Source organism: Arthrobacter sp. NPDC058130 (assembly GCF_042884475.1).
Lineage (GTDB): Bacteria > Actinomycetota > Actinomycetes > Actinomycetales > Micrococcaceae > Arthrobacter.
Genome location: NZ_JBHVTV010000002.1, coordinates 101,534 through 127,204, shown reverse-complemented (window position 1 = coordinate 127,204; position 25,671 = coordinate 101,534). Strand labels below are relative to the sequence as shown.

Sequence of the window (25,671 nt, the reverse complement as noted above, 5' to 3'; positions counted from 1 at the left end):
TCGCCATCGAGTGGCAGACTGGACTTCATGCGTGAGTTCGTCGTCCTCGGCACCGCTTCGCAGGTCCCGACCCGCACCCGCAACCACAACGGGTACCTGTTGCGCTGGGATGGCGAGGACTTTCTCTTCGATCCCGGAGAGGGCACACAGCGGCAGATGATCCACGCCGGGGTCACTGTCTCCCAGATCACGCGCATCTGCCTCACGCACGTGCATGGCGACCACTGCTATGGCCTGCCCGGTGTCCTTTCCCGCATGGCCCTTGACAAGGTCAGCCACCCCGTCCACCTGCACTATCCAGCCGCCGGGGAGGACACGGTCCGGGCCCTTGTGTCTGTCGCCTCCCGGGGCATAGATCTCCGGCTGCATCCGCACGGGGGTCTTGCCTACGGGGGCAACGAGCCGATCGCCCCGGGCCTGGAGGTCCGGGCACTAAATCACCGCATCGAGGCCTATGGCTACCGGTTCGTGGAGCCCGACGCGCGCACGCTCCTTCCTGGCCGGCTCGCGGCTGCCGGGATTGCCGGCTCCGATGTCGGCCGCCTGGTGCGCGAGGGAAGCCTGGGCGGCGTGAGCCTGAAGGACGTCAGCGATCCGCGGCCCGGTCAACGCTTCGCGTTCGTCATGGATACCGCGCCCTGCCAGGGCGCAGAGGAACTGGCGGAGGGCGCCGACCTGCTGGTCACCGAGTGCACGTTCAGCGACGACGACGCCGAGCTCGCCTCGCAGTTCCGCCATCTCACAGCGGGGCAGGCGGGCGAGCTGGCCGCATCAGCGGGGGCCGGGACCCTCGTCCTCACGCACTTTTCTTCGCGCTACGGGGACGTTGCCACGCTCGCCGGGCAGGCCCGGGTCCGTGCCGGTGCAGCAAGGGTGGTTGCCGCGAACGACCTTGACCGCTTCGCCTTTCCGCAACGTCGGGCGTTCTAACGACGTCGCCCTCGGCGCCCTGCGTTGGGTCCTTGCCAGGGGTTACCCTCCCCGCATGCTCGATGCCCGGGCTGTCCTGGCCCGGGCATCGAGTCGCCTAGTCTCGGCGGTTCACTCCTGGCCGAGGCCGGCGGAGGAGATCTTCTTGCCCTCCACCTCGTTCAAGGCGCGGAGGTCGAAGATGCCGTTGATGTCGGCGGTCTTGGTGGTGCCGGCATCGACGCCGTCCTGCAGCAGCTTCTTGTAGGTTCCGGCGAGCGGATCCGTGGTGAAGGTGATGTTCTGCAGTGCGCGGTCGATCACGTTGGCGGGGAGCGGCTTGCCGGCCGTGTCCTTGAGGACAGCGTTGATGGTGCTGGCCTTCTCTTCAGCCGATGCCGAGTTCAGCCAGTTCACGGATTCCACGTGGCCCTTGAGCAGGGCCTTGACGGTTTCCGGGTGTTCGGCGGCGAACTTCTTGTTCACGATCAGGATCGTGGTGGTGAATTCGCCCTTGTCCCAGAGATCTTTCTCGTCCACCAAAACCTTTGCTCCGGCTTCGAGGACCAAACGCGAGGCCCAGGGCTCAGGCAGCCACGCGCCGTCGAGCTTTCCGTCCTGGAAGAGCTTCAGGGTCTGGGCGTTTTCGGTCGGGTTGATGGTGACATCACCGCTGCCATCCGGGTTGGTCTTGTAACCCTGGTGGCCGAGCCAGGCGCGGAGGGCCACGTCCTGGGTGCCGCCGAGTTGCGGCGAGGCGAGGACCTTGCCCTTGAGGTCGGCTGCGGAGCTGATGCCGGGCTTGACCACCAACTGGGCGCCGCCTGCCGCTGCGCCGGCGATGACTCTGATGGATTCGCCGTTGCTCTTGATGTAGGAGTTGATGGCCGGGTTGGGGCCGATGTAGGTGGCGTCGATGGCGCCGGCGTTCAGGGCTTCGATTGCGGCGGGGCCTGCGTTGAAGACCTGCGTGCTGAGCTTGGTGCCGCCAAGTTCCTTGGCGATGAAGCCCTTGCTGGTGCCGACCAGGGCAGGGCCGTGGGTCACGTTGCTGAAGTAGCCCAGCTTGAGCTCAGCGGCGGGCGACGTGGCGGCAGCCGGCGCGGCTTCGTTGCTGCGGGAGACGGCGGAGGCTACCGCGGCGCCTGCACCGATGAGCAGGACGAGGCCGACGGCCAGGCCGATTCCAAGGGTGCGACGACGTTTGGGCTTGGGAGTCTCGCCCGCGACAATGCGCGTGGTCGAGTCGTCATGAGGGGATGACACAGACGTATTCCTTTGGGGAGAGGGGACGGCCTGCATGGTGCAACAGGTCTACGAACGGAGAATTGCTGAGGATGATCCGCCGGCGACCAGTGGACGTCGGCGACTCAGACCTGGGCGTCCGGTGCGGCGGACTACTGCTCAGGCTTCAGCATGGATTGAGATTACGGACGCCGCCGCATGGGTTCAACGAGAGATGACACCAGCGGTAATTGGGCGACGCGCAAGTTAATGTGCCGACGTGCAGCTTAATGCCAGGACCAAAACCTTCATCCGGTGGTCTGCTGACCGGCTGTTGTCCCCGTCCGGCTTTGGTCTGGGCAAGGCTGTAGAACCCGCGACCTGCCTCAGCGGCTTAGGTTCCGCAGAAGGTCCGGTATGGGCCGAAGCTTTCCGGGGCGGCAGCGGCGTAGTGTTCGAGGCCGGGCCGCTCGTCGAAGGGTGAGGCTACTGCGTCCATCAACCGCTCCAGCGGACTGATGTCCCCGCCGGTGGCGGCCGTCAAGGCCTCCTCCACCAGGTGGTTCCGCGGGATGTAGATGGGGTTGACCCGGTCCATGGCGTCAGCATCCGGCGCCAAGGCGCGCCAGCGCCTTACCCACGCGTCGAAGCCTGCCGGGTCCAGGACCTGGCCCCGGGCAGGTCCCGCCTGGCCGCGGGCGGCGTCGCCGAGGTGCCGGAAAAGCGATGTGTAGTCCGCCCGTGACTCCTGGATCAGAGCAACAAGTTCGTCCACAAGAGGCGAGGTCACCTCGTCGTCGAGCCCCTCACGGAACCCCAGCTTGGCCTTCATGCCTGCCGACCAGGCTTCGCTGTACTGTGAGCGGAACCCGCTGAGTGCTTCCACCGCGAGGTCCACCGCCTGCTCCTGGTCATCGTGGAGCAGAGGCAGGAGGGACTCCGCGAGCCGGGCAAGGTTCCACTCCGCCACCACCGGCTGATTGCGGTACGCGTAGCGCCCGGTCTCGTCGATCGAGCTGAAGACGGCGGCGGGGTCGAAACCTTCCATGAAGGCACACGGCCCGTAGTCGATGGTTTCGCCCGAGATTGTCATGTTGTCGGTGTTCATGACGCCGTGAACGAACCCGACGAGCATCCACTGGGCCACCAGCAAAGCCTGGGCCGATATGACCGCCTGGAACAGGGCGAGATAACGGTTCTGGGCCTCCGCGGCGGCGCGGTGGTGACGGGTCAGTGCGTAATCGGCGAGGCGTCGAAGGAGGCCGATGTCCCCCGTGGACCGCGCGTACTGGAAGCTGCCCACACGCAGGTGGCTGCTGGCAACCCGGGTGAGAACGGCACCGGGCAGGAGCGTCTCGCGCTGCACCGGACGCCCTGTCGCGACGACGGCGAGGGACCGTGTGGTGGGGATGTTCAGCGCATGCATCGACTCACTCACGATGTATTCGCGCAGCATAGGACCGACCACTGCCTGGCCGTCGCCGTTTCGCGCAAACGGCGTGCGTCCTGATCCCTTGAGGTGAATGTCCCGGAGCTGCCCGTCCGCGTGCCCGACCTCGCCGAGCAGGAGTGCGCGGCCGTCGCCGAGGCGGGGCGCGTACCAGCCAAACTGGTGGCCGGCGTAGGCCTGCGCCACCGGGCTGGCCTCCGCCGGGACGGAGTTGCCGATCAGCAGTCGCAGACCTTCCGGGCTCCGGAGAAAGACCGGATCGAGCCCCAGCTCGGTGGCGAGATGCTCGTTGAGCACCAGGAGGTGCGGGTCGGGCGCCTCCTCCGCGCGCCAAGGAATGGCCATCTCCTTGAACTCGCGGGCGAAGCGGTCGTCAAATGTGACGGTTGACTGCGCAATGTCACTCATCTATTAAGGATACGGGCCACACTGTCCGCGATTTCGACACGGTCACAGGGCTACGTGTTGAGCTCCCAGTGGACGCGAATTGCCTCGGCAACCGGCCCAGCCTTGACATCGACCCTGAGGGCAACAGGCGCAGTTCCGGTCTCTTCGATGACCACGTCATGGTAGACGCGGCCGCATGAGGGACACAGCGTGTAGAGGTCCTCGTCCGCAGGCCATGTGGCCAGCCCCGCAGGCACGGGCGTTGTTCCGCCGATATGAACCGGGATGCCTTGAGAGTTGGCTTGAATCAATCCCTCGTTGCTGACGGTATTCCCGCATACGCAGGTGATGGTGGTGACGTCATGATCAATGACATCAGCGAATTCTGTCTCCATGATGAGCTCCCCGACGTTGGAAGAAAGCCTTCAGTCGTAGATTAAGCCCGCGGACGAGCAGATGGGGCCGGGCGAACCAACTATCGTCAGCCGTGCCGCAGGCTTCGCTACCGCCGCGCCAGGGTCCGCAGGAGTTTCAGGGCCACGGAGATCGAGGCGAGGTCTACCTGCCCAGGTTTGGTAACCTCCACGAAGCTGTCCTTGCACCGACGCCGTCCAGTGCCGGCCCCGTGTCCTGGGATGCCGGCCGCCACCCCAACTGATAGGGCAAGGATCTCTCTTCCTAGGACACTTTCGCGTGCCATAGTCTGGGCACATGCTGATCTGCGCAACCTGCGCCGTCGAACGCGACGAACCTCCCCCGGGGGTCTGCCCGATCTGCGCCGACGAGCGGCAGTACGTGCCCGAGGACGGACAAACGTGGCTCACACTGGACGGGCTGGCGCAGGAGGGGCAGCAGACCGTGTTGAAGGAAAACGAGCCGGGACTTGTCGGGATCACCACAGAGCCAAAGGTCGGGATCGGCCAGACCGCCCAGCTCGTGGCGACATCCGAGGGTTCGCTGCTGTGGGACCCGGTTGGATATGTCGATGACAGCGCAGTGAAGGCAGTACTCGCGCGGGGCCCGGTCCTGGCCATCGCCGCCAGCCATCCACACATGTTTGGTGTGCAGGTCGAATGGTCACACCGGCTCGGCGGCGTCCCTGTACTTGTGGCGGACGCAGACCGGCAGTGGCTGGGGCGCAACGATCCCACCATCGAATACTGGTCCGGCAGTAAAACTATCGCCGAAGGGCTGACACTGCACCAGACCGGCGGGCACTTCCCGGGCAGCGCGGTGGCGCACTGGGCTGCAGGAGCGGGCGGCAGAGGAGTTCTGTTGACTGGTGACAGCGTGTTTCCGAATCCGGACCGCAGGACCATCTCCTTCATGCGGAGCTACCCGAATCGTTTGCCGCTCTCCGGTGCCGTGGCGTTGCGAATAGCCGCGCAGCTGGGAGGGCTCACGTTCGACCGGATCTACGGCAATTTCAACAATGTCATCGGGTCCGGAGCCAAGGCCGTTCTGCAAGATTCCGCCCGACGGCACGCCGGGTGGGCGCGAGGGGACTTCGACCATTTGACCTGAAGGCACCGGCAGCCGGTGTCCCTTCAACGGCCCGGCCAACGCTCAGCCTGTAGCCTTAACTCGTCGAACGTCCGACTCTGCCATCCGGAGGGAGAATGCCATGGCCGCAGCGTTGATGGACCATGCCGCAGCCGCCCTTCGCCGCGGATTCCTGCTGATGGGCGTTCTCGCCATCGTGGCCGGATTCCTCGGGATGCACGTCATCACCGGAATGCATGGCGCCCATGCCATGGCCGCGGTGACATCCTCCACGCAACCCCCGGGGCCGTCCTTCCCTACGGCCAACAGCATCGCATCACAGGCTGCCGCCCATGCCCCGCACGCCGGCACAGCTGCACATGACTCCCTTGGTCCATCCCCGGCGGCCCGATCCGGTCCGGAGCTGACGGGCGACAGCAGCGCTGCCGCATTTTCGGCGTCGTGCGCGTGCCCGTCCAATTGCACCGACCTTACGTCGATGCACTCGGCCTGTGTGCCATCGGCCGCCGTGACCTCTTTGGCCGCGCCCCCACCGGGCATGGCCCCCTCGTCAATCCACATCCCGGACAACCTCGGCGACGCCGCTAACCGGGCCTACTCCTTCCTGCCCGCAAGTCCTTCGCCGGGCGATCTGTCGATCAGCCGGACGTAAGACGGGACCGCGCCGTGTTGTCTCCGGTCCTCCCTCCTTACCCGACACGCTTCAACCCGTTCCTCCTTCGGCGCGGGCGCGTGTCATCCGCAGGCGTGCAACAACGCCGATTTGATGATTGAAGGACTTAACCCCATGAAGAAGACCCTGACCTTTTCCGCCCTCGGCATCGCCGCCGCCATCGCTCTCGCGGGCTGCGCAGGCAACACCGGAAGCGCAGCCACCAACACCATGCCGGGCATGGGCAGCGGCGGCATGGGCATGTCATCGTCTGCAGCCCCCGCCGCTGCGGACCACAACGCCGCAGACATCATGTTCGTTCAGGGGATGATCCCGCACCACGCCCAGGCCGTGGAAATGAGCGACATCATGCTCAAGAAGGAGGGATTGGACGTGCGGATCACAGCTCTCGCCACGAAGATCAAGGCCGCGCAGGCGCCCGAAATCGAACAGATGACGCAGTGGCTCAATAGCTGGAACGAACCCGCCCAGATGGCAGGCGGCCACGGCATGGGCGACGGGATGATGGATGATGACGATCTGAAGAAGCTCGACGCCGCCCAGGGCACCGACGCGGCCAAGCTGTTTCTGACCGGGATGATCGCCCACCACGGGGGTGCGGTGATGATGGCCAAGGCTGAGATCAGCCAGGGCAAGAACCCCGACGCCATCAGCCTCAGCAAGGCAATCGTGACGTCCCAGGAAGCCGAAATCCAGGAAATGAAGACCTTGCTGGCAAGCCTCTAACTTGCAAGAACCAGGGCATCAACCGGGCCCCGGTCCGCCTTCGGACCGGGGCCCTCCCCGTATTTACCCACCACCCTCCAAAGTAATGCCGTTCTTCGCCAGCCAGAGGACGTTGAACGTTTTGCTGAGGTAGTTCGTCCCCGCATCCGGCGCGATGGCGACGATGGTGGATCCGGCGGGCGCGGACCGGGCCGTTTGAAGGGCCGCAGCCACGGCCAAACCGGAAGAAGGGCCCAGGAGGAGGCCTTCGTCCGTGGCAAGGCGGTGGACCATTGAGTAGACCCCGTCATTGGGTATGCGCACGAATTGGTCTACAACCTCCGGATTGAAAGTCTTCGGCCAGTCCGCCCGGTCCCAGGTGTTGCCAACACCGTCCACGAGGATCTCCCCCGGTTCGCCTCCGCTGTAGACGGACCCAAAGGGGTCCGCCCCAATGACCTTCACCGCTCCACGGCTTCGGTCCTTCAGGAACGCGCCCGTCCCGCTGATGGTCCCTCCGGTGCCAATACTGGCCACGAGGTGGGTGACTGAGCCCGATGTTTGTCGCCAGATTTCCGGCCCCGTTGAGGCGTAATGTGCTCTGGGATTTCCGGGGTTGTCGAATTGTTGCGGGCGCCAGGAACCTGGAATATCTGCTGCCAGGCGGGCTGCAATGTTTCGGGCGTTTTCGGGAGATTCCGCGGGAGCGGTCCAGTCTGTCAGCACCACTTCTGCGTTGAAGCTCCGGAGTACGGCAAGTTTTTCCTGGGATGTGGTGTCTGCGGCGACCACGATGACCGGATGTCCGGTCAATGCCCCGATGAGTGCCAACCCGATGCCGGTATTGCCGGAGGAGCTTTCGACGATCGTGGCGCCCGGTTGGAGTACCCCTATCCGTTCGGCCTCACGCACCATGCTCAAGGCCGTCCGGTCCTTTACCGATCCTCCGGGGTTCGCCGATTCCAGTTTCACGTAGATTTCGGATCGCAGCCCTGTGCCCAGTGATTCCAATCGAACCAGTGGTGTGTTGCCGATCAGACCTATGGTGGACGTGGCGCGGGCTTCAATAACTGGTGCCGCAGGACTGAGCGTGGCCAATTTGGTTCTCTCTTCTCTTTGCTGGGCAATTCTTTACTGGGCAATTCTTTGCGGGGCATTGGTGCTTATCTGGGATTGCTGTACTCAACAGCCCGCTCGGGAGCGATCCAGAGTGCATCCGACCCTAGATCACGTCGTTTCCGGAGAAAATGCTTGGATTCATGCGGAGTAACCGGCATACACACCGGGTAACTTCGGGCCAGCGAAGGTTCATAAGTCCGGTGAGTAGGGAGCAAGATTTACGCAATAAGAAGCTGCGTAACGTCCGATGAAATCGGGCCGCTGTGAGCGGATCGGAGCCGGGTACAGTCGAGCCCATGCTTCATTTCGGGTGGTTTGTGGGACACGGTTTCGGCGTTCAGGGCTGGGGCACGCCCGGCTACAGTCCTGGCTTCGACTGGAAGAAGCCGGTCCTGTACCAGGAGGCGGTGCGGGCCTTTGAGCGTTCGGGCCTGGACCTGTTCATCGTCGAGGACTCCCTGACTGTGCCGGACACCTACGGCGGCACCGCGCAGGTATCGCTGGCCCATGCCTCGTTCGCTCCCAAGCACGACCCCTTGGCCTTGGTCCCGTATCTGCTCTCCGCCACCGAACATTTGGGCATCGTGCCTACCGTCAGCGCCTCGTTCTATCCGCCGTTCACCGCGGCCCGCCTGCTCGCCACCTTGCAGCACTTCTCGAATGGCCAGCTCGGCTGGAACGTGGTGACCTCGGGAAGCGACCTCGCGGCCCAGAACTACGGCCTGGACCAGCAGATCGAGCACGATCTCCGGTACGAGAAAGCGGAGGAATTCGTCGACGTCGTGAGGCGGCTCTGGCGCAGTTGGGAACCGGATGCGATTCGCGAGGATGCAGTGGCCGGCGTGTTTGCCGACCACACAAAGGTCCGCCCCATCAACCACGACGGCGAGTTCTTCAAGGTCCGCGGCCCGCTCAACACCGCACCCCTGCCGGAGGAGCCCGTGCTGGTCCAGGCCGGCGCCTCTCCGCGCGGCAAGGCATTCGCCGGAGGCAACGCCGACGTCGCGATCGCCCTTGCCCGCGGCGCGGACGGCATGAAGGCTTACCGCGATTCGATCCGTGCCGAGGCCAGCGGGGCCGGCCGCAACCCCGACGACGTCAAGGTGCTGTTCGTCCTCAAGCCCACCGTGGTGGGGTCCAAGGCCGAGGCCGCAGAATTGCGTGCCCGGCGCCGCGAACTCACGCAGCGGGACATCGACAGCCAATTGAACTCAATTTCCTACCTCTCCGTGATCGACTTCAAGCAGTTCGACCTTGACGCACCCCTGCCGGAACTGAGCACCAACAGCAACCAGGGCACCCTCGAACACTTCGCCAAGGCGGCCCCGCCAGGGTCCACGCTCCGCGAAATCCTGCAGGTCCGCAGCGGCGGTGCCGGCGACAGCATCATCGGCACCACCGAGGAGATCGCTGACTACCTCGAAGAAACCGGCGAGGCCGTGGGTGGGGACGGTTTCCTCTTCTCCGGCTTCGTCGACCCCGTCACGGTGCACGGTGTGCTGGACAAGCTCACGCCCGAGCTCCGGCGCCGCGGCCTGTTGAGGAGCAGTTACGGCAACGGGGGTTTCCGGCCAAACCTCCTGGACTTCTGACCATGACCCCGGGGCCGCACACGCTGCTGGTCGGCAGGGCGGATGTCCACGTCCGGCAGGTGGCCCAGGCTGCCGTCGATCGCTCCGTCAGGGTGGTGCTGAGTGGGGAATCGCTGGAACTGATCGGCCGCTCACGGGACGTATTGGAACGCGCTGCAGCTTCAGGGGAACGGGTCTACGGGCTAAACACCTTATTGGGTTCCGGCCGCGACACGGCTGTGGAGGAAGAGTCGATCCTCGCCTTCCAGGTCCAGGTGGTCCGCTATCACCACAGCGGCGTGGGCGAGTTCCTCGACCGTGCCAATGTCCGGGCGCTTATCCTCGCCCGGCTCATCGGCTTCAGCCGCGGCGGCTCCGGGGTCCGCCAGGAAACGGCGCGCTTTTACGCCGAACTGCTCAACCGGGATGTTGTCCCGGCCGTCCCGCGCGAAGGCTCGGTGGGGTCATCGGACCTGACCCAGCTTGCCGCCGTCGCCGCCGTTGCCATCGGTGAGGGGCAGGCGCTCGGCGCGAACGGCGCCCTGATCCCCGGCGCGCAGGCACTCGCCGACGCCGGGCTGGAACCGTTGCAGCTTGGGCCAGGAGAAGCCCTCGCGCTGGTCAGCGCCAACGCATACTCGATCGGCACCGGTACGTTGACGCTCGGGCGTCTGCACCGGTTCGCCGATCTGGCTGACGTCGCGCTCTCCTTGTCGCTCGAAGCGACCGCGAGGTACGACGGCGGCGGGAACCTGAGCCCCTTCTCTCCCGTCATTCAGGCGGCCAAGGCGGTCGACGGCCAGCGTGCATCGGCAGCTGCGGTGCGACGGCTGGTCAGCGGCGGGTGGCTGGAGGACGTCCGGCCCGAGGTGTCAGTGCAGGATCCCTTGTCCTTCCGGGCTGCGCCACAGACGCATGGAGCGTTCCGGGCCGTCGCGGAACAGCTGGAGGCAGCGCTGGACGTAGAGCTCAACGGCTGCGGCGACAACCCGCTGAGCGACGTGGAGTCCGGGCGGATGCTGTCGGGCGGGAACTTCCAGCCCATGCAGCTCGCCCTCGCTTTCGAGGCCGCCCGGCTTGCCTTGGCTCACGTGGGCATCTCGAGCGAGCGGCGCATCGCCAAGCTCTACCCGCCCCAGCGCGCCATACGGGCGCGGCACCTCGAACAGGCGCGCACCAAGCAAACGCGCGACAGCGGCCGGACCGGCGGCGCGGAAGCGCTGGCGTCCGAGGAGCTACCGGGCCTCCTGTGGTACTCCGCTGCGAGCCTTTTGGCCGAGCTGAAGATCATGGCCGCCCCGGCGACTCTCGGGGCACCCACGTTGTCGGCCGACGTCGAGGACCACTCGACCCTCGCGCCACTGGCACTGCAGCAGTTGGAGCGCTCCGTGGACGCCGCCGAAAAACTGCTGGCCATCGAGTCGCTGACTGCCACGTACCTGCTCCAGGAGGCTGCGCCGGAGGACGAAGCCCTGGGGAGGCGGCTCGGAAAGGGAACTGGCGCCGTCGTCGGGCATCTTGGGACACTGCTGGCGGAACGCCCCACGGCCCCAGCACTCGTGGAAGACGCACGGCGCGTGCTGAATACGGCAATCGAGGGCCTGGGAGGGGAAGCGTGAGCACAGTGGCCAGAAGGCACGTCCGCACCCCAGGGGAAAAGGTGCCTTAAGGCCCTGCCGGTGTGCGCCAGTCGGGGAAAGTGTTGGAGCTACGCGACGACCGGTGTGCGTACCGCCCCGGTCTGGGCGGGACGGGCCGCCCGCCGTCGAGTTCGGTTGTGTCCAGCACCCTCCGGACCGACGGCGTCGAGTACAAAAGTCGAGTACGGAAGCGGAGCGGCCGCTACGCCGGCCGGAACCGAGTGGAGGGCACACCATGTCAGAGCACAACTACACCTTGTTCGTGTCGTCGTACGCCGACGCGGGCTCGGCGGCAGAGGATTTCAAGGCGATCAAGAGCCTGGACGACGCCGCCGTGGCGGCCGCGGTCATCCTCTCGCGTGACGCCTCGGGCCAGACCGAAGTCAAGGAGCACGGGGGCGGGCTGGTCGCCGGCGGCACCACGGCCGGCGCCATAGGCGGGCTGGTGGTCGGGCTGTTCGCTCCGCCGCTCCTGCTCTCCGGCGTGATCGGTGCCGGGATCGGCGCAGGTGCCGGCGCCATCGCGAAGCGTCACGAGGAGAAGTCCATCGGCGTCAACGCAGAGGAGTGGCTGCCGCCGGGCTCGTCGGCGCTCGTCGCCGTCGTCGACGACCTCTACCTCGACCGCGTCGACAAGGCGATCGAGAAGGCCACCAAGAAGGTCAGCAAGGCCGTCGAAAGTGGCGACTACGACGCCGTGGTCAAGGCCGTGAACGAGGGCGACGAGAAGATCATCGAAGCCGCTTCGTCCTGATCGTGGTCCTTCATTGGGCCGGCGGCACCCGCGCGTTCAGGGCCTCATTGACGGGGGCGAAGGCGACCCGATCCAGGACAAGTTCGATCTCGCCAATTTTCTCTGCCTTGATGGTGAGCAGCTCGATGCACCTGACGGCGCCCGCAGCCGTATCAGTGATGAAGTCATAGACGACGCAGGCACGGTCCTGCGCGGTAAAGACTTCCCGGATCTCGTTGCGGACCAGCGCCGGGAGAAGTCGCTTGAGTGCCGTGGTCCACCCGGCCTTGTCGAAGGCATTGCCGGCGAAGGTGGCTACGAGATCCTCGCTGAGAAGGCTGTCAACGGCGTTTATGTCGTGGGAACCAACGGCCTGGATGTAGGAGCGTGCGATCCCTTCGACGCTGGAGTCCGGCATGAGCGATCCTTTCTTTGAGCAGCGGAGGGGCCGGCCAAGGGACCTTGAGCAAGCCAGGAATCCGCGGGTGGCCGCCGCTCGTCTGCCAGGAGCCTAGCGGCTTTGCCCCCGTAGCTGCCAACGATCGGGCAGGCCCGAGGCAGTGCGCGGGCTGTCTCCTCGTCGAAACCGCCGTAGTTCACGCTGGCCACTGCGAAGTCATGATCCGGGGCGAGCATGATGGCGAAGCCTCCGCCCATGCCAGAAGCCGATCACCCCGACGCGGCCCGTGCAGTCGTTGCGTGCGGCCAGCCAGTCGGCCTGTTCGCGGGTATCCGGACTCAAGCCAAGCGCGTCGTGGATGACCACGACGCCGGGCCAGGGCCCCTCACCGGCCGGTGTCGCGGAGTAGGCAGGCATTTATCCGCGTTCAGTGCTAATGCTCACCTTGACCATGTGGGCTCCTGGGCGCCTGGATTAGTGGCTACCTATTTTGTGGGTTTACCAGCGTCGCATCGGCCACGGGAGAGTCGTTGGCCTCTGCCCGTGGAGCAAGCTGGCCGATGCTGGCCTGCCTCGGCTACCGTGGCTGGTCCGAAGCCGGAGACGGCGTCTGCTAGCGCCCGATGCAGACGGCGAGATCCAGATGGATGTCGTTATCAGCGACAAAGCTATCCTGAAGGTGGCGGGCAAGGCTCGCGTCCGTAGCGGTATGAACGCTTTGCGCGATCGCTCCGCGCAGCACCGCCTCGGTATCGGTGGACTTGACGACGTCCAACGGGGCCCACCCACGATGACTGCCGGTAAGACGTTCTAGATCTGTGCGGAAGGTACGCTTGTGTTCTTCGCGGACGGTGGCGCGCATGGTGAATGAGATGTAGGGAGTGGGCAAGGCGGCCCTTTCACGAGGCGGCCGATCGTCGACGCCCCAATAAGTACAAGACCTTTGCAGCCGCGGCTATTCCGCCAAAGCAGCCAAGGAGTCCAGAATCACCCCGCAGGAAATGGTCGCTCCGCCACCCTGAACGCGACACCGGTGGGCCACCAGGCTGAAGAACCCGTCGCTTGTTTCCGATCGCCCCCCATACCGGCCGGGCCTGTTCCTCCCCGGCCCCTCGCATTCCCTGATCGACATCGGCGGCATCACCGCCCGTCAGTAGCGAGAGTTCCTGGGGGAAGGGCCCAAAGCCCCTGACCCCGTTCCGAGGCTCAGCCTATTCTGGCGCTACATTCTGCGATGGTTTTCCATCCTCGTCGTCGTTGCGCCCTGGTGATCTGGGGCCTGCAGTTCACGCTCAGCCACCTGACAGGAACAATTCCCGCCTGACATACCCGCGCCGGAACGGAGAGGAACAGATCCATGGCCACGTATGAGTACCGTTGCTCCGATGGTTCGCTATTCGAAGCATCCCACCCGATCGGGGACGCACCAGACACCCTTCCGTGCCCCTCCTGCGGTGCACCATCCCGCCGGGTATTCAGTGCACCGCACCTTTCCAGGGCGGGCTCCCCCGCCTTCCGGCTCATTGACTCCACCAAACGCAGTGCAGCCGAACCCGAGGTCGTGAACTCCCGGATTCCGGGCAGCCCCAGGCGGGTGCAGCAGTATTCATCCAATCCGTTACATCGGACACTGCCGCGCCCCTAACCGGCAGAAACGCGGCGCCCAGTCAAAGGAGATGAAATGCCAGCAAAGATATTTTCCCTGGACTCCAGCAGAAAATTCGAGGATCAGGAAAAAATCGGGCACAACCGGTGGCACCCCGACATTCCACCCGTCGCAACGGTCAGGCCGCGGGATTCCTTCCGGGTCGACTGCCGGGAGTGGTTTGACGGCGCGATCGTTAACGACGACTCCGCCGATGACGTCCTCAGCGCCCCGCTGCTGACCGTCCACAAACTCAGCGGTCCCTTCGCCGTCGAAGGCGCCAGGCCCGGCGACCTTCTGGTGGTCGACATCCTGGACGTCGGTCCCATCCCACAGGAGGATTCCGGCCCGCTTGCCGGACAGGGCTGGGGCTACACCGGCATCTTCGCCACCAGCAACGGCGGCGGTTTCCTCACCGAGCAGTTTCCCGACGCCTACAAAGCCATCTGGGACTTCACCGGACAGATCGCAACATCCCGGCACGTGCCGGGTGTTTCCTTCGCCGGGCTGATCCACCCCGGGCTGATGGGGACGGCCCCGTCAGCCCAGCTGCTGGCGAAATGGAACAAGCGCGAAGGCGCCCTGATCGCCACCAACCCCAACAGGGTCCCGCCCTTGGCGTTGCCACCCGAGGCCGAGCACGCGGTTCTGGGGCACCTGGCGCCGTCGGAATTCGACAGGGTGGCCGCGGAAGCGGCCAGGACCGCACCGCCACGGGAAAACGGCGGGAACCAGGACATTAAGAACATGTCCAAGGGCACCCGTATTTTCTACCCCGTGTTCGTGGACGGAGCCAACCTGTCCATGGGTGATCTCCACTTCTCGCAAGGCGACGGGGAGATCACGTTCTGCGGTGCCATCGAGATGGGTGGTTTCCTGGACCTCAGGGTGGAGCTCATCAAGGGCGGCATGGAGACTTACGGGGTGAGCGAAAACGCCATCTTCATGCCCGGCAACGTCGACCCGCAGTTCAGTCAATGGCTGGCGTTCTCCGGCACCTCGGTGACCCTGGACGGTGAACAGCGCTACCTCGACTCGCACCTGTCCTACCAGCGGGCCTGCCTTCACGCCATCGACTACCTGACCAAATTCGGTTACAGCCGCGAGCAGGCATACCTGCTCCTAGGCGCGGTGCCGATCGAAGGGCGCCTCTCCGGTGTAGTGGACATCCCGAATTCCTGTTCCACGGTCTACATCCCGACAGCCATCTTCGACTTCGACGTACGCCCTTCAGCCGCCGGCCCCCACAGAATCGACCCAGGCATCGGGGCGCCGAAGGCCAGCAACAAATAAACCACCGCAAACCCCGGATCAAGGACAGGCAAACCATTCAGGGGTCGTCCGGACGGCATGGTGCTGGCCCGGGCGACCCCTCCTTGTGACCTTCTGTGCGACCCGGTTTGGGTGGGCGGGGGCGGGTCGTGAAAACATACGGATCGTGACCCAGAAAATTGCGTACCAAGGTGAGCCCGGCGCCAACTCCCATATCGCGTGCAAGCAGATGTTCCCCGACCTGGAAAGCGTCCCCTGCGCCAGCTTCGAGGACGTCTTTGAATTGGTCTCCAGCGGTGAGGCTGATCTGGCCATGATTCCGATCGAGAATTCGATTGCCGGCCGGGTGGCGGATATCCACATCCTGCTCCCCCAGTCCCATCTACAGATCGTCGGCGAATTTTTCCTGCCCATCCACTTCGACTTGCTCGGCATCCCCGGCAGCACCATCGAGGCTGCCACCGAGGTCCACAGCCACATTCACGCCCTGGGCCAGTGCCGGCGCCTGATCCGTGAAGCACAGTTGCGCCCCGTCATCGCCGGCGACACGGCCGGGTCGGCCCGCGAAGTGCGGGAATGGAACGATCCCGCCAAACTCTCCCTCGCTCCCCCACTCGCGGCCCAGATCTACGGCCTGGAAGTGCTCGCCTCCCGGGTCGAGGACGATCCGTCCAACACCACCCGCTTTGTGGTCCTGGCACGGGAGGCGGAACTGCCGACCCGGGACGAGTTGCCCGGACCGGCAGTGACAAGTTTCGTGTTCCGCGTCCGGAACGTCCCGTCCGCGCTCTACAAAGCACTTGGCGGCTTTGCCACCAACGGCGTGAACATGACCCGGCTGGAGAGCTACATGGTGGGCGACGAGTTTGCCGCCACTATGTTCATGGCCGACGTCGAGGGCCACCCCGCCGACCTGCCGCTGCAGCTGGCCTTGGAGGAACTGGACTTCTTCACCGCCGAGGTCCGGATCCTGGGTGTATATGCCGCCGCAGAGTTCAGGACCCTGCCAGCAGCCGGCAGCTGACCTCCCTGCCGAATCAGAGCATTCCGATAAATCGCCCGGCCATGACCCGGGGGTTCGTGAGGATCTTCTTCCCTTCCTCGGCCTAGAGGTAGTCCCCGCTATGTTCGCGGGCGATTTCCAAGACGGTGGCGTGGAAAGCGACTTCTGCCGGGGCGTAGACCTTGTCCTGGCGCTGGGCCAGCAATACCCGCCTCATGGGCGCGGCAGCACCGAGACTGACTACCCTGACGTCGGGGTGTTGGAGGGCAACTGCAGTTTTGGGCACCATTGCCACGCCCATGCCGACGCTGACCATGGCCTGGGCCTCTTGGTAATCGTTGGCCAGGAAGCCTATGGTCGGCTCGAACCCGGCATCGTGGGCGGAGCGTTGCAGGACCTCGACCACCGGGTGGGCCTCCGCCCGAACGATCCACGACTCCTTGCGCAGATCCTCCATCCTCACCTCATCCCGGTCGGCGAGTGGGTGACCGCGGGCTACCAGGATGACAGTGCTTTCCTGGAAGACTTCTGTTATCCGGATGGAATCGTCGTGGAACCGATTCCAGGGATAGTCCCAGAGCAGGCACAATCCGGTGACTCCCGACTCGAGGTCCGACACAAGTTCGTCAAAGCGTGCGCTGCGCACCGAGAGACCAATTGCCGGGTACCGCTTCTTAAAGGCTCGGATAACAAGGGGCAGGAATGATCCGGCGAGGGTGGGGAAAGTCCCTACGGTCAAGGAGCCTCGTCTGAGGCCGGCGATCTGGTCCAGATCGGACTGGGCTGCCCGCATCTGTCCAATGATCTTGCGGGCGTGCCCGGCCAACACTTGGCCAGCCTCTGTGGGCGCAACCCCGCGGGACCGGCGGTTGAGCAGGGGTTGCCCGACTTCCTGCTCGAGCTTCCGCAGCTGCTGGGAAACCGCTGACGGCGTGTACATCATCAACTCCGCCGCTGCTGTGATCGATCCCTGCTCGACGACCTCCACCAGCAGGGCCAACCGACGGATGTCGAATAAATCTTGGCTCTCATCGTTAAGCAATGGTTCACCTCTCTGCCCGTTTGGTTCATACTATGCAATCCCGCGTATATATGCGGAATTATGGACACGCATCTCGCCTATTGGAGGCGCCGACGAATGGAGTTGAGGGACTACAGTTCCAATAACTTAAGTATCACTACATCCCCCTACAAATATTGAACATTGTCTTCATTTGTGATCCGGCTCATTCTTTTATCGGGCCCTTCAACATATGCGCGGCACTAGGAGATGCAGGGAACACGATGAAGATAGAAGCTGAATGGATGCGCGGAGGCACCAGCAAGTGCTGGGTCTTCGAGACGGAGCACCTGGATGAAGCCCATACCGGCCTGGACGAGCTGCTGCCCCGGCTGTTCGGAAGTCCGGACCCCAGGCAAATTGACGGTGTCGGCGGAGCGACTTCGACAACCAGCAAGGCCATCATCCTTCGCCGGCCTGCCGACGACGATGTTGATGTCGAGTTCACCTTCGCCCAAATCGGCATCGAAGAGGCGGCAGTGGACTGGGGCAGCAACTGCGGGAACTGCTCCGCGGTGGTCGGCCTTTACGCGATCGAGAAGGGCTGGGTGGTCCCCAGCGGCGAGAACACCCGCATCGTCACCCGCAACACCAACACCGGCCAGATCATCATCCAGCGGGTCTCCACTCCCGCAGGCGCCCTGCCCATCGTTCCGGATGCGCAGATGCCCGGGGTTGCGTTTCCCGGCTACCGGGTAGGGCTCGGCTTCCAGGATCCAGCCGGCAAGACAACTGGAAAACTGCTGCCCACCGGCGAAGCCACCGACACGATAACCGCTGGTGGAACGCGCTGGACAGTATCGATGGTCGATGCCGGAGCGCCGGTAGTTATCGTCCGCGCTGAAGAGCTGGGCCTGAACCTGGCCCGGTACGACAGCTGGGTCGCAGGGGTGGAACTGCAGCTGGAAACTCTGGATCACATCCGCCGACAGGCCGCCGTCCGGATGGGGCTGGCACCAACTATCGCCGACGCAGCCCGGGCCATCCCCAAGCTGGCCATTGTCGGATCCCCCACACAATCAGACCCCGACTGCGACGTCAACGTCATGATGCTCTCGATGGGAAAGCCCCACCCCGCGTTGGCCATTACGGGCAGCATCGCCCTGACACTCGCCGCCCGGACGCCCGGCACCGTACTCAACAAGATTACGGGCGACACACCGCGGACCACGCTGAGACTGCGCACTCCCGCGGGCGTGATCGAAACCTGGAGCGAGGAGCGCGAGGGGTCCCTGCTGGTCGGCGTCGACCGAACGGCGCGCACCATCGCCACCACCGTCATCCACCTTCCGGAAGCTCTCGGCAGCGCCGTCGAGGCCTCACTAGCATCAGCCACTCAATGAGGAGCCAAGATCATGACTAAGACTGTTTACCAACCCGCTCCCAAAGCAGCGGGCGAAATCCGCGAAGACCGTCCCAAGGGCACCACGCGTCGGCGCCGTATCCTTCTGGTATCGGTAGCCGCGATCGCGATCCTGGGTCTGGTCGCCCTCGTGTTCGGGGGTGCCATCTTCAACCCGGCGGCCACCTCGGAATCGGAGCCGCCCATGACCGCCACACAGATCATCCCGCTGGTGATACTTGTCGTGATGTTCGTCGTCGCCACGAAATGGCCCCTGAATATCGGGGTAATGGGCCTGGTGGCATCGTTCGGCGTCGGCTACTTCATGCTCGGCATGACCGACAAGGAAATACTCGCGGATTTCCCGGCCAGTATCGTTCTGACCATCATCGGGGTCACCTACTTCTTCAGCATGGCCCAGAGGAACGGGACCATCGACATCATCGTGCAGACCTGCGTGCGCCTCGTCAGGGGCAAGACAATGTTGCTCCCCTGGGTCTTCTTCCTCATCGCTGCCGCCCTGACTTCGCTGGGCACCTTCTCTCCCGCCGCCGTCGCACTTCTGGCACCCGCTGCCATCGGCTTCGCCTATGAATCGCGCATCCACCCCGTACTCATGGGTGCGTTCATTATCAACGGAGCCCACGCCGGCGGATTCTCTCCGCTGTCCGTCGCCGGCGTCCTGGTGCACGACATCGCGCTGGAAAACGGCTTCCCCGTCTCCCAAGGCGCACTCTTTGCCGCCAGCTTCGCCCTCAACCTCATCCTCTCGGTACTGACCATCGTTCTCTTCGCCCTCCTGGGCAAGCTGCACGACAAGCACGCCAACGAGTACGCCGATCTCGACGCAACCCGCGCCGGCCGCCCGCACGGCCAGCAAATCCTTACCCTCGGTCTGATCGTTGCAATGCTGATCTGCACACTGGGCTTCCACATGCCGATCGGCTTCGTCGCCCTCTCCGCCGGCCTCCTCCTGGCGCTGATCAATATCAAAGAACACCGGACCTTCATCGGCGGCATCTCCTGGTCCACCGTCCTGCTGGTAGCAGGCATGATCACCTACGTTTCGCTGCTCCAGCACGTCGGCGTCATCGATACCCTCGCCCAACAGGCCCTGGCATTGGGCGCACCGCTACTGATCGCACTGGTCCTCTGTTACGTGATCGGTGTGGGCTCAGCCTTTGCCTCCTCCACGGCATTGCTGACCGCTTTCATCCCCCTTGCCGGTCCCCTCTTGGCGTCCAGTTCGCTGAGCGCTTCGGGAACTGTCGCTGCACTCGCCATCGCCGCGACAGTGGTGGATGTCTCCCCCTTCTCCACCGACGGTGCCCTCGTTGTAGCCAACGCCCGGGAAAGCGACCGCCAACGCGTCTACAAGCAGCTGATGATGTACGCCGGCGGAGTGGTTCTGGTGGCCCCTGCGCTGGCCTGGGTCCTGCTGGTACCCACGGGCATCATGTAACCGGAGCCCGCACCTCGGGCAACGGCCTCTCAGCAACAACTGACAATCCGTTGCCCGTCCCGGCGAACCACCAAAGCGTCCACGGCCACCGCACTTCCATGTCGGACAGCTCCGAGGACACGCAACATACTGCCGGACTCAACGTCCGGCACGCGTGCTGCCGTTCCCGCACTCCATCGCAGCAGGTAGCCCGAAAGACGGGCGCGAGAACTGTGCAGCATGCAAAGGAGGCAGGGTGACCACGATGTCACCCTGCCTCCTGCCGACAGACCATAACGTCTGGACGCATCGACATGCGCAAACCGCAACAACTAGAGGTGCCATGACGCGGCTCGGAGCAGGTGGGAGGATGGGCGCATGGAACTGCACATCACTGGCGACCCCGCCGCCGACCAACTGCTCAGCAACGACGCATTCGCACTCCTGGTCGGCATGCTGCTTGACCAGCAGGTGACCATGGAGTCTGCGTTTGCCGGACCCGAAAAGATCCGGACGCGCCTGGGATCTATGGCCCCGGCCGCAATCGCCGAACACGACCCGGCAGGCTTCGTTGAGATCTTCAGGGAACGTCCGTCCGTCCACCGCTTCCCGAGCTCCATGGCCAGCCGCGTCCAGGACCTCGCCGCGACCGTACAGCGAGACTGGAATGGGGACGCAACTGCCATCTGGAACCAGGACAACCCGGACGGCCAGGAAGTGCTGCGCAGGCTGAAAGAATTGCCCGGCTTCGGAGAACAAAAAGCAAAGATCTTCCTCGCCCTGCTCGGCAAACAGTGCGGACTCCAGGCACATGGCTGGCGTGAGGCCGCCGGAGCCTATGGCCAGGAGAGTGCATTTCTTTCTGTCGCCGACATCGTGGATCCCGAGTCCCTGAAGAAGGTGCGCGCCAACAAGCAGGCTGCCAAGGCCGCCGTCAAAGCCGCGAAGGCATCCGAGCGCTGACAAGCCGCTGGAATGCGGCACCGCTCGTCGACACGAGGGCCGCCGCGGCTGGGCGTCCGACATACTGGTTCCATGCAGGCAACTTCCATGCAGGCGACGACGGTGTTGGTCGAGGGCGAGAGTGACCGGCTGGCGGTCGAGGCGCTGGCCTTTCGCCGTGGCCTTGACCTGGCGGCCATGCGGGTGTCGGTCGTACCGATGGGAGGCGCGACCAGCATCGTCCACTTCCTGGACCGCTACGGCCCGAATGGCGCAGGCCACCGGCTGTTGGGACTGTGTGATGCAGGGGAATCCCGCGGCATCGCCCGCGCGCTCGGACGGGCAGGAATCGGGTCCGGTTCGCTGGCTGAGCTTGGGTTCTACGTCTGTCACACCGATCTTGAGGACGAACTCATCCGCTGCCTTGGGATCGATGCCGTGCTCAATGTCATCGCGGCTCAAGGGGAGCTCGCGTCGTTCCGGCTCCTCCAACGCCAGCCGTCACTGCGGGATCGGCCAATAACGGCGCAGTTGCACCGGTTCTTCGGAGGGCGCAGCGGTAACAAGGTCCGATACGCGCCACTGCTGGTCGACGCCTTGCGGGCCGGAGACGCACCGCCGCCGCTCGCCAGCCTCGTGGCATCATTCTCGCTGTGATCCCACTGCCCAAAAACGGTCGAATGCCTTCATGGCGTCCAACCATGTCGTGTTACCCGGCCAGCTTGGTCCGGAGCCCGCCGATGACGACATCCAGGCCAAAGTCGAAGGCATGGCCGCCCCTCTCCTCCGCCGGCCCGGCATTTCCAAGGGCACGCTTAAGGGTGGGATAGCCCTCCGCCGGCGGGTCCCAGACAACTTCCGGGGCGGCCAGGTCCAGGGCCGCGCCCAAGGCAAAGCTGTCGATCGTGGAGATGGCCGCCACCACGTCACGTCCCCGGAACCCCGCACCCTCGAGGGCCAGCGCGAGGTCCTCATAGAGGCCGATGACCTCCGGATCGGTGATGGACTGCAGCACCAGCAGCGGCGCCAGCCGCGGATGGCGGGCAAACGCGTCCCGGTAGGCGCGGATCAGGACCCGCAGGGCCGCTTCCCAGTCGCCGTGGTCCACCGGCGGATACGGCACTTCGGTGATGATCCGGTGGCGCAAAAGTTCCAGGATCTGGTCCCTGCCGCTGACGTGGTTGTAGATGGAGGACTGGCTTACGCCAATCCTTTTCGCCAGTTTCGGGAAGCTGAAATCGCCGCTCTCATCAACCAGCTCCAGTGCGGCCGTGGTGAGGGCCTCCACGGATATCAGCGGGAGGAGCGGGCGCCCCATAGGTTCTCCTGACTGCAGCTCTTGAAGGTCAACCCCAGCCTAGTCGGCGCGGCGCCGCGACGCCGTTTTCGGAAAACTATTGTGCTCTGCGCCACACGCCCCCATAATAAACGAAAGCCTTTCGTTTATTGAGGCTCCCAAGAAAGGACGGACTTGTGCCGGATACCCAAACCAGACCACCCAAGTCGTCCGCGGACGGCGCCCTCAAACGCAATGCCCTGGGTACGGGCGGCATTGCCTTCCTCGTCATCTCGGCGGCAGCACCGCTCACCGTCATGGCAGGCGTGGCGCCGGTAGCCATCGGCGTGGGCGGGATCGGTGCCCCGGCCGGCTACCTGCTGGCGGGCATCGTGCTCACCCTCTTCGCCATCGGCTTCATGGCCATGACCCGCCACGTCAAGGCATCCGGCGGTTTCTACACGTACATTTCGCTGGCCATGGGCAAGACCGTGGGGCTGGCCTCCGCCATCCTGGCGATCGTCTCCTACAACTGCCTCCAGATCGGCGTCTATGGCCTTTTCGCCGTCCAGACCCACGACATGCTCAAGGTGCTCTTCGGGCTTGAGGTGCCCTGGCCCGCCATTGCGCTGGCGGCTGTGGCAGCCGTGTGGTTCCTCGGCTACCGGGGCATCGACGTCGGGGCGAAGGTACTCGGGGTACTCCTGGTGGCCGAGACGGGCATCCTCGCCGTGATGGGAGTGGGCATCCTCAGCAGCGGCGGAGCCCACGGGATCAGCGTGGGCTCCTTCAGTCCGGACCAGGCGTTTGGACCCGGCGTCCTGGCCATCCTTGGCATCTGCTTCGCCGCCTTCATGGGCTTCGAGTCCACCGTGCTGTACCGCTCCGAAGCGCGCAACCCGGACAAGTCCGTGCCGCGGGCCATGTACATCGCCGTCGGCTTCATGTCAGTCTTCTACGCCTTCATCGTGTGGACCGTGATCCAGGCCTACGGCGAAGACCGCGCCGTGGAAGCCGCCGGTGAACTGGCCGGCGGGATGTTCTTCCAGACCATCAACCACTACGTGGGCCCGTGGGCCGAAGTGGTGATGTACCTCCTGATCGTCACCAGCGTCTATGCGTCGCAGCTGGCCTTCCACAACGCGATCAACCGCTACGTGTACATGCTGGCCCGCGATGGCGTGCTGCCGGCCTTCCTGGGCCGGACCCACCGCCGGTTCCAGTCCCCGCACCGGGCCGGCCAGCTGCAGACAGTCCTGGCCGCGGTGGTGATCACCATCTGCGCCCTGCTCAACGCCGACCCCTACCAGCAACTGCTGATCTGGGTGAACACGCCGGGAATTTTTGGCATCGTGGGGCTCCAGGGCCTGGTGTCGGTCGCGGCCTTCCGTTACCTGCGCCGGAATCCCGCGGCGGCGACGCACAAGCTGATGGTGCCGCTCAGCCTGGCCTCGGCCATCCTGCTCTTCGGCGTGGTGCTGCTGATCGGCCTGAACATCGAGCTGCTTACCTTCGCTGACGTGCTGACCAACACCATCCTCATCCTGGTGACGCCTCTCGTCTTCATCGCCGGGCTCCTGGCCGCCCGCTGGGTGCGCCGCCACCGTCCCGGGACCTTCGCCCAGATTGGAAGCTTCGAAACCCATGAATCCTGATTTGATCATCCTCGCCGAGACCGTCCACACGATGGATGGCAGGCCGTCCGAAAGTCCCGCGCCGCAGGCGGTGGCGGTCCAGGACGGCGTGATTGCCGCCGTCGGAAGCCGTTCCGATGCCGAAAGCTGGCCGGCCGCGGAAGTCGTCGATTTCGGCGCAGCCGTGCTGACCCCTGGCCTGGTGGACTGCCACATGCACCCCGTGTTGGGACTGGAACTGACGCGGGGCCGCGACTTGTCCGGCGCCAAGGACCTTGCCGAGGTGCGCGCTCTGTTGCGCGCCGAAGCCGCAGCAACCCGCTCAGGGGACTGGGTGCGGGGATGGGGCCTGGACCCCAACGTGTTCGGAACCGCCGCTCCCACGCGCGAGCTGATTGACGACGGCGCCGACGGCAGGCCATGCCTGCTCCGGCTCTTCGACGGGCATTCCGCGCTGGCCAGTTCCCGTGCCCTCGAAATCGCCGGGGTCACCGGACCGCGCGCCTTCGAGCAGGCGTCTGAGGTGGTGTGCGACAGAAGCGGCAGGCCCACGGGGCTTCTGCTGGAGGCGGCCGCCGTCGAACTCGTTGCCCAGGTGATGCCGGCGGAGTCCTTCGACGAGCGGAAGGCGAGGCTCGCGGACCTTTTCAGACAGTTCGCGCGGTCCGGGCTGACGGGGGCCCACGTGATGGACTGCGGGGAGGGCTCGCTGGAGCTTTTCCGCGCCCTCGAGGATGACCTGGACGGCGGGCTCCCGCTGCGCCTGCGGATCTCGCCGTGGTGCATGCCCGGCAGCGGCGAGGAAGACTGGCACCGGCTTGCGGAACAGATCGGACTGGGCGGGAAGCGCTGGGAGGTGGCCGGCATCAAGCTGTTCGTTGACGGGACGGTGGACAACGGCACGGCGTGGCTGTTTGAGCCCGACGCCTATGGGGAGTCGGTGGTCCCGTTCTGGCCGCGCCCCGAGGAGTATGCGGCGGCGGTGCGGTACTTTGCCGGCCGGGGCATTCCCACCGCTACCCACGCGATCGGGGACGCCGGCGTGGCCGCAGTTCTGGACGCTTTCGAGTCCCTGCCTCCCGCGGTGCGGTCGGTTGGGCCTGAGGCCGTGCACCGGATCGAACACCTCGAAACCGTCCCGGACGCACTCATCGGGAGGTTCTCACGTTCGGGTCTGGTGGCCAGCATGCAGCCCACACACTGTACCCATTACTCCCGCGCCGACCACACGGACAACTGGTCCACCCGGCTCGGAACGGAGAGGGCGAACAACGCCTGGCGGTGCGCGGACCTCCGCGCGGCGGGAACCACGCTGGGGCTCGGCTCCGACTGGCCGATCGCCCCGTTCGAGCCGCTGCCCATTCTGGCGGACGCGCAATTACGACGGCGGGCCGGCCGCCGGGGCGAACAGCCGATCGTTCCGGGCCAGGCCCTCACGGCACGGCAGGCGCTCGAAGGCTACACCTCGCACGCTGCCAGGGCTGCCGGGGACTGGGCTGCCTCCGGGTCCGTCACTGCAGGCAAGCGCGCGGATTTCACGGTGTTCGACGTCGATCCGCTGTCCGTTGCCCCGGATGACCTGGCTGCCGCGCAGGCACTGGCCACGTTTGTGGACGGCCGGGTCCAGCACCTGGCGGTGGGGTCGTTCCGGTAGGGACCCGCGGGGCCCGCGGCCAAGGGGCTGAACGGCCCTTAGCCGCGGGCCTAGTCTGTACGTATGGACAGCGTGGCCCCGGCCCCGA

25 protein-coding genes are annotated in these 25,671 nt (G+C 65.1%); 16 read left to right on the top strand and 9 right to left on the bottom strand.

Going from position 1 to position 25,671, the window contains the following annotated elements; all coding sequences use genetic code 11:
- The first annotated feature begins 27 nt into the window (after window positions 1-27).
- Window positions 28-930 (top strand): ribonuclease Z, encoded by a 903-nt coding sequence (locus ACFVTM_RS04715; RefSeq protein ID WP_390202234.1) that lies wholly within the window; start codon window positions 28-30, stop codon window positions 928-930.
- Between the two features lie 111 nt (window positions 931-1,041).
- Here the strand turns inward: ACFVTM_RS04715 and ACFVTM_RS04710 are convergent, their stop codons facing one another.
- The 3 genes from ACFVTM_RS04710 to ACFVTM_RS04700 all read right to left on the bottom strand — a co-directional run bounded on the left by ACFVTM_RS04710 (window position 1,042) and on the right by ACFVTM_RS04700 (window position 4,365).
- On the bottom strand, window positions 1,042-2,211 hold the full coding sequence (locus ACFVTM_RS04710) for an ABC transporter substrate-binding protein (RefSeq protein WP_390202233.1): 1,170 nt from the start codon (window positions 2,209-2,211) through the stop codon (window positions 1,042-1,044).
- A 316-nt stretch (window positions 2,212-2,527) separates the two neighbouring features.
- Window positions 2,528-3,991 (bottom strand): YdiU family protein, encoded by a 1,464-nt coding sequence (locus tag ACFVTM_RS04705; protein ID WP_390202232.1) that lies wholly within the window; start codon window positions 3,989-3,991, stop codon window positions 2,528-2,530.
- Between the two features lie 50 nt (window positions 3,992-4,041).
- Entirely contained in the window at window positions 4,042-4,365 is a 324-nt protein-coding gene (locus ACFVTM_RS04700; RefSeq protein ID WP_390202231.1) for a hypothetical protein, read from the bottom strand.
- A 316-nt stretch (window positions 4,366-4,681) separates the two neighbouring features.
- On the opposite strand from ACFVTM_RS04700, the gene ACFVTM_RS04695 reads away from it, so the two are divergent.
- The 3 genes from ACFVTM_RS04695 (at window position 4,682) to ACFVTM_RS04685 (ending at window position 6,872) form a co-directional block, all read left to right on the top strand.
- A complete protein-coding gene (locus ACFVTM_RS04695; RefSeq protein ID WP_390202230.1) occupies window positions 4,682-5,494 on the top strand; it encodes a hydrolase in 813 nt (270 codons plus the stop codon).
- Window positions 5,495-5,594: 100 nt separating this feature from the next.
- The gene (locus tag ACFVTM_RS04690; protein ID WP_390202229.1) at window positions 5,595-6,125 is read left to right on the top strand and encodes a hypothetical protein; all 531 of its coding nucleotides are present in this window, start codon (window positions 5,595-5,597) and stop codon (window positions 6,123-6,125) included.
- A gap of 135 nt (window positions 6,126-6,260) precedes the next feature.
- Window positions 6,261-6,872: a DUF305 domain-containing protein gene (locus ACFVTM_RS04685; protein ID WP_390202228.1), complete on the top strand. Its 612-nt coding sequence runs from the start codon at window positions 6,261-6,263 to the stop codon at window positions 6,870-6,872.
- Window positions 6,873-6,935: 63 nt separating this feature from the next.
- On the opposite strand, the gene ACFVTM_RS04680 is transcribed toward ACFVTM_RS04685, so the two are convergent.
- The gene (locus ACFVTM_RS04680; protein WP_390202798.1) at window positions 6,936-7,919 is read right to left on the bottom strand and encodes a PLP-dependent cysteine synthase family protein; all 984 of its coding nucleotides are present in this window, start codon (window positions 7,917-7,919) and stop codon (window positions 6,936-6,938) included.
- A gap of 347 nt (window positions 7,920-8,266) precedes the next feature.
- Here ACFVTM_RS04680 and ACFVTM_RS04675 point away from each other — a divergent pair, with 347 nt between their 5' ends.
- The 3 genes from ACFVTM_RS04675 (at window position 8,267) to ACFVTM_RS04665 (ending at window position 11,935) form a co-directional block, all read left to right on the top strand.
- The gene (locus ACFVTM_RS04675) at window positions 8,267-9,562 is read left to right on the top strand and encodes an NtaA/DmoA family FMN-dependent monooxygenase (RefSeq protein ID WP_390202227.1); all 1,296 of its coding nucleotides are present in this window, start codon (window positions 8,267-8,269) and stop codon (window positions 9,560-9,562) included.
- Window positions 9,563-9,564: 2 nt separating this feature from the next.
- Window positions 9,565-11,160, top strand: a complete 1,596-nt coding sequence (locus ACFVTM_RS04670) for an aromatic amino acid ammonia-lyase (protein WP_390202226.1) — start codon at window positions 9,565-9,567, stop codon at window positions 11,158-11,160.
- A gap of 256 nt (window positions 11,161-11,416) precedes the next feature.
- Window positions 11,417-11,935 carry a DUF1269 domain-containing protein gene (locus tag ACFVTM_RS04665; RefSeq protein WP_390202225.1) on the top strand — a complete coding sequence of 173 codons (519 nt, stop codon included), beginning with the start codon at window positions 11,417-11,419 and terminating at the stop codon, window positions 11,933-11,935.
- 10 nt (window positions 11,936-11,945) lie between these two features.
- On the opposite strand, the gene ACFVTM_RS04660 is transcribed toward ACFVTM_RS04665, so the two are convergent.
- The 3 genes from ACFVTM_RS04660 to ACFVTM_RS04650 all read right to left on the bottom strand — a co-directional run bounded on the left by ACFVTM_RS04660 (window position 11,946) and on the right by ACFVTM_RS04650 (window position 13,203).
- Complete coding sequence (locus ACFVTM_RS04660; protein WP_390202224.1) at window positions 11,946-12,332, bottom strand: nuclear transport factor 2 family protein; 387 nt, start codon at window positions 12,330-12,332, stop codon at window positions 11,946-11,948.
- 198 nt (window positions 12,333-12,530) lie between these two features.
- The gene (locus tag ACFVTM_RS04655) at window positions 12,531-12,731 is read right to left on the bottom strand and encodes a dienelactone hydrolase family protein (RefSeq protein WP_390202223.1); all 201 of its coding nucleotides are present in this window, start codon (window positions 12,729-12,731) and stop codon (window positions 12,531-12,533) included.
- 196 nt (window positions 12,732-12,927) lie between these two features.
- The gene (locus ACFVTM_RS04650; protein ID WP_390202222.1) at window positions 12,928-13,203 is read right to left on the bottom strand and encodes a hypothetical protein; all 276 of its coding nucleotides are present in this window, start codon (window positions 13,201-13,203) and stop codon (window positions 12,928-12,930) included.
- A gap of 468 nt (window positions 13,204-13,671) precedes the next feature.
- On the opposite strand from ACFVTM_RS04650, the gene ACFVTM_RS04645 reads away from it, so the two are divergent.
- The 3 genes from ACFVTM_RS04645 to ACFVTM_RS04635 all read left to right on the top strand — a co-directional run bounded on the left by ACFVTM_RS04645 (window position 13,672) and on the right by ACFVTM_RS04635 (window position 16,255).
- A complete protein-coding gene (locus tag ACFVTM_RS04645) occupies window positions 13,672-13,959 on the top strand; it encodes an FmdB family zinc ribbon protein (protein WP_390202221.1) in 288 nt (95 codons plus the stop codon).
- Window positions 13,960-13,995: 36 nt separating this feature from the next.
- The gene (gene fmdA, locus ACFVTM_RS04640; protein WP_390202220.1) at window positions 13,996-15,252 is read left to right on the top strand and encodes a formamidase; all 1,257 of its coding nucleotides are present in this window, start codon (window positions 13,996-13,998) and stop codon (window positions 15,250-15,252) included.
- 145 nt (window positions 15,253-15,397) lie between these two features.
- The gene (locus tag ACFVTM_RS04635; protein ID WP_390202219.1) at window positions 15,398-16,255 is read left to right on the top strand and encodes a prephenate dehydratase; all 858 of its coding nucleotides are present in this window, start codon (window positions 15,398-15,400) and stop codon (window positions 16,253-16,255) included.
- A gap of 82 nt (window positions 16,256-16,337) precedes the next feature.
- Here ACFVTM_RS04635 and ACFVTM_RS04630 read toward each other — a convergent pair whose 3' ends face one another.
- The gene (locus ACFVTM_RS04630; RefSeq protein WP_390202218.1) at window positions 16,338-17,276 is read right to left on the bottom strand and encodes a LysR substrate-binding domain-containing protein; all 939 of its coding nucleotides are present in this window, start codon (window positions 17,274-17,276) and stop codon (window positions 16,338-16,340) included.
- Between the two features lie 242 nt (window positions 17,277-17,518).
- Between ACFVTM_RS04630 and ACFVTM_RS04625 the strand changes: the two genes are divergently transcribed.
- From ACFVTM_RS04625 to ACFVTM_RS04610, 4 genes are all read left to right on the top strand, one after another.
- A complete protein-coding gene (locus ACFVTM_RS04625) occupies window positions 17,519-18,637 on the top strand; it encodes a PrpF domain-containing protein (RefSeq protein WP_390202217.1) in 1,119 nt (372 codons plus the stop codon).
- Between the two features lie 12 nt (window positions 18,638-18,649).
- Window positions 18,650-20,098, top strand: a complete 1,449-nt coding sequence (locus ACFVTM_RS04620; RefSeq protein ID WP_390202216.1) for an SLC13 family permease — start codon at window positions 18,650-18,652, stop codon at window positions 20,096-20,098.
- Between the two features lie 357 nt (window positions 20,099-20,455).
- Window positions 20,456-21,040, top strand: coding sequence for an HhH-GPD-type base excision DNA repair protein (locus ACFVTM_RS04615; protein ID WP_390202215.1), 585 nt, complete (start codon window positions 20,456-20,458; stop codon window positions 21,038-21,040).
- Window positions 21,041-21,112: 72 nt separating this feature from the next.
- Window positions 21,113-21,676, top strand: a complete 564-nt coding sequence (locus tag ACFVTM_RS04610; RefSeq protein WP_390202214.1) for a TOPRIM nucleotidyl transferase/hydrolase domain-containing protein — start codon at window positions 21,113-21,115, stop codon at window positions 21,674-21,676.
- Window positions 21,677-21,728: 52 nt separating this feature from the next.
- Here ACFVTM_RS04610 and ACFVTM_RS04605 read toward each other — a convergent pair whose 3' ends face one another.
- Complete coding sequence (locus tag ACFVTM_RS04605) at window positions 21,729-22,337, bottom strand: TetR/AcrR family transcriptional regulator (RefSeq protein ID WP_390202213.1); 609 nt, start codon at window positions 22,335-22,337, stop codon at window positions 21,729-21,731.
- A 155-nt stretch (window positions 22,338-22,492) separates the two neighbouring features.
- Between ACFVTM_RS04605 and ACFVTM_RS04600 the strand changes: the two genes are divergently transcribed.
- Both ACFVTM_RS04600 and ACFVTM_RS04595 read left to right on the top strand, forming a co-directional pair.
- Window positions 22,493-23,950 (top strand): APC family permease, encoded by a 1,458-nt coding sequence (locus tag ACFVTM_RS04600; RefSeq protein WP_390202212.1) that lies wholly within the window; start codon window positions 22,493-22,495, stop codon window positions 23,948-23,950.
- Window positions 23,940-25,583: an amidohydrolase gene (locus tag ACFVTM_RS04595; protein ID WP_390202211.1), complete on the top strand. Its 1,644-nt coding sequence runs from the start codon at window positions 23,940-23,942 to the stop codon at window positions 25,581-25,583. The genes ACFVTM_RS04600 and ACFVTM_RS04595 overlap by 11 nt, the downstream gene beginning before the upstream one ends.
- Window positions 25,584-25,671 lie beyond the last annotated feature (88 nt).

What these genes read in the sequence shown, in the direction of transcription:
- ACFVTM_RS04710 (WP_390202233.1), bottom strand. Translation starts at nt 2,211, where the DNA reads ATGCAGGCCGTCCCCTCTCCCCAAAGGAATACGTCTGTGTCATCCCCT.
- ACFVTM_RS04665 (WP_390202225.1), top strand. Translation starts at nt 11,417, where the DNA reads ATGTCAGAGCACAACTACACCTTGTTCGTGTCGTCGTACGCCGACGCG.
- fmdA (WP_390202220.1), top strand. Translation starts at nt 13,996, where the DNA reads ATGCCAGCAAAGATATTTTCCCTGGACTCCAGCAGAAAATTCGAGGAT.
- ACFVTM_RS04675 (WP_390202227.1), top strand. Translation starts at nt 8,267, where the DNA reads ATGCTTCATTTCGGGTGGTTTGTGGGACACGGTTTCGGCGTTCAGGGC.
- ACFVTM_RS04660 (WP_390202224.1), bottom strand. Translation starts at nt 12,332, where the DNA reads ATGCCGGACTCCAGCGTCGAAGGGATCGCACGCTCCTACATCCAGGCC.
- ACFVTM_RS04705 (WP_390202232.1), bottom strand. Translation starts at nt 3,991, where the DNA reads ATGAGTGACATTGCGCAGTCAACCGTCACATTTGACGACCGCTTCGCC.
- ACFVTM_RS04625 (WP_390202217.1), top strand. Translation starts at nt 17,519, where the DNA reads ATGAAGATAGAAGCTGAATGGATGCGCGGAGGCACCAGCAAGTGCTGG.
- ACFVTM_RS04700 (WP_390202231.1), bottom strand. Translation starts at nt 4,365, where the DNA reads ATGGAGACAGAATTCGCTGATGTCATTGATCATGACGTCACCACCATC.
- ACFVTM_RS04615 (WP_390202215.1), top strand. Translation starts at nt 20,456, where the DNA reads ATGGAACTGCACATCACTGGCGACCCCGCCGCCGACCAACTGCTCAGC.
- ACFVTM_RS04695 (WP_390202230.1), top strand. Translation starts at nt 4,682, where the DNA reads ATGCTGATCTGCGCAACCTGCGCCGTCGAACGCGACGAACCTCCCCCG.
- ACFVTM_RS04685 (WP_390202228.1), top strand. Translation starts at nt 6,261, where the DNA reads ATGAAGAAGACCCTGACCTTTTCCGCCCTCGGCATCGCCGCCGCCATC.
- ACFVTM_RS04610 (WP_390202214.1), top strand. Translation starts at nt 21,113, where the DNA reads ATGCAGGCAACTTCCATGCAGGCGACGACGGTGTTGGTCGAGGGCGAG.
- ACFVTM_RS04595 (WP_390202211.1), top strand. Translation starts at nt 23,940, where the DNA reads ATGAATCCTGATTTGATCATCCTCGCCGAGACCGTCCACACGATGGAT.
- ACFVTM_RS04690 (WP_390202229.1), top strand. Translation starts at nt 5,595, where the DNA reads ATGGCCGCAGCGTTGATGGACCATGCCGCAGCCGCCCTTCGCCGCGGA.
- ACFVTM_RS04670 (WP_390202226.1), top strand. Translation starts at nt 9,565, where the DNA reads ATGACCCCGGGGCCGCACACGCTGCTGGTCGGCAGGGCGGATGTCCAC.
- ACFVTM_RS04620 (WP_390202216.1), top strand. Translation starts at nt 18,650, where the DNA reads ATGACTAAGACTGTTTACCAACCCGCTCCCAAAGCAGCGGGCGAAATC.
- ACFVTM_RS04645 (WP_390202221.1), top strand. Translation starts at nt 13,672, where the DNA reads ATGGCCACGTATGAGTACCGTTGCTCCGATGGTTCGCTATTCGAAGCA.
- ACFVTM_RS04715 (WP_390202234.1), top strand. Translation starts at nt 28, where the DNA reads ATGCGTGAGTTCGTCGTCCTCGGCACCGCTTCGCAGGTCCCGACCCGC.
- ACFVTM_RS04605 (WP_390202213.1), bottom strand. Translation starts at nt 22,337, where the DNA reads ATGGGGCGCCCGCTCCTCCCGCTGATATCCGTGGAGGCCCTCACCACG.
- ACFVTM_RS04655 (WP_390202223.1), bottom strand. Translation starts at nt 12,731, where the DNA reads ATGCCTGCCTACTCCGCGACACCGGCCGGTGAGGGGCCCTGGCCCGGC.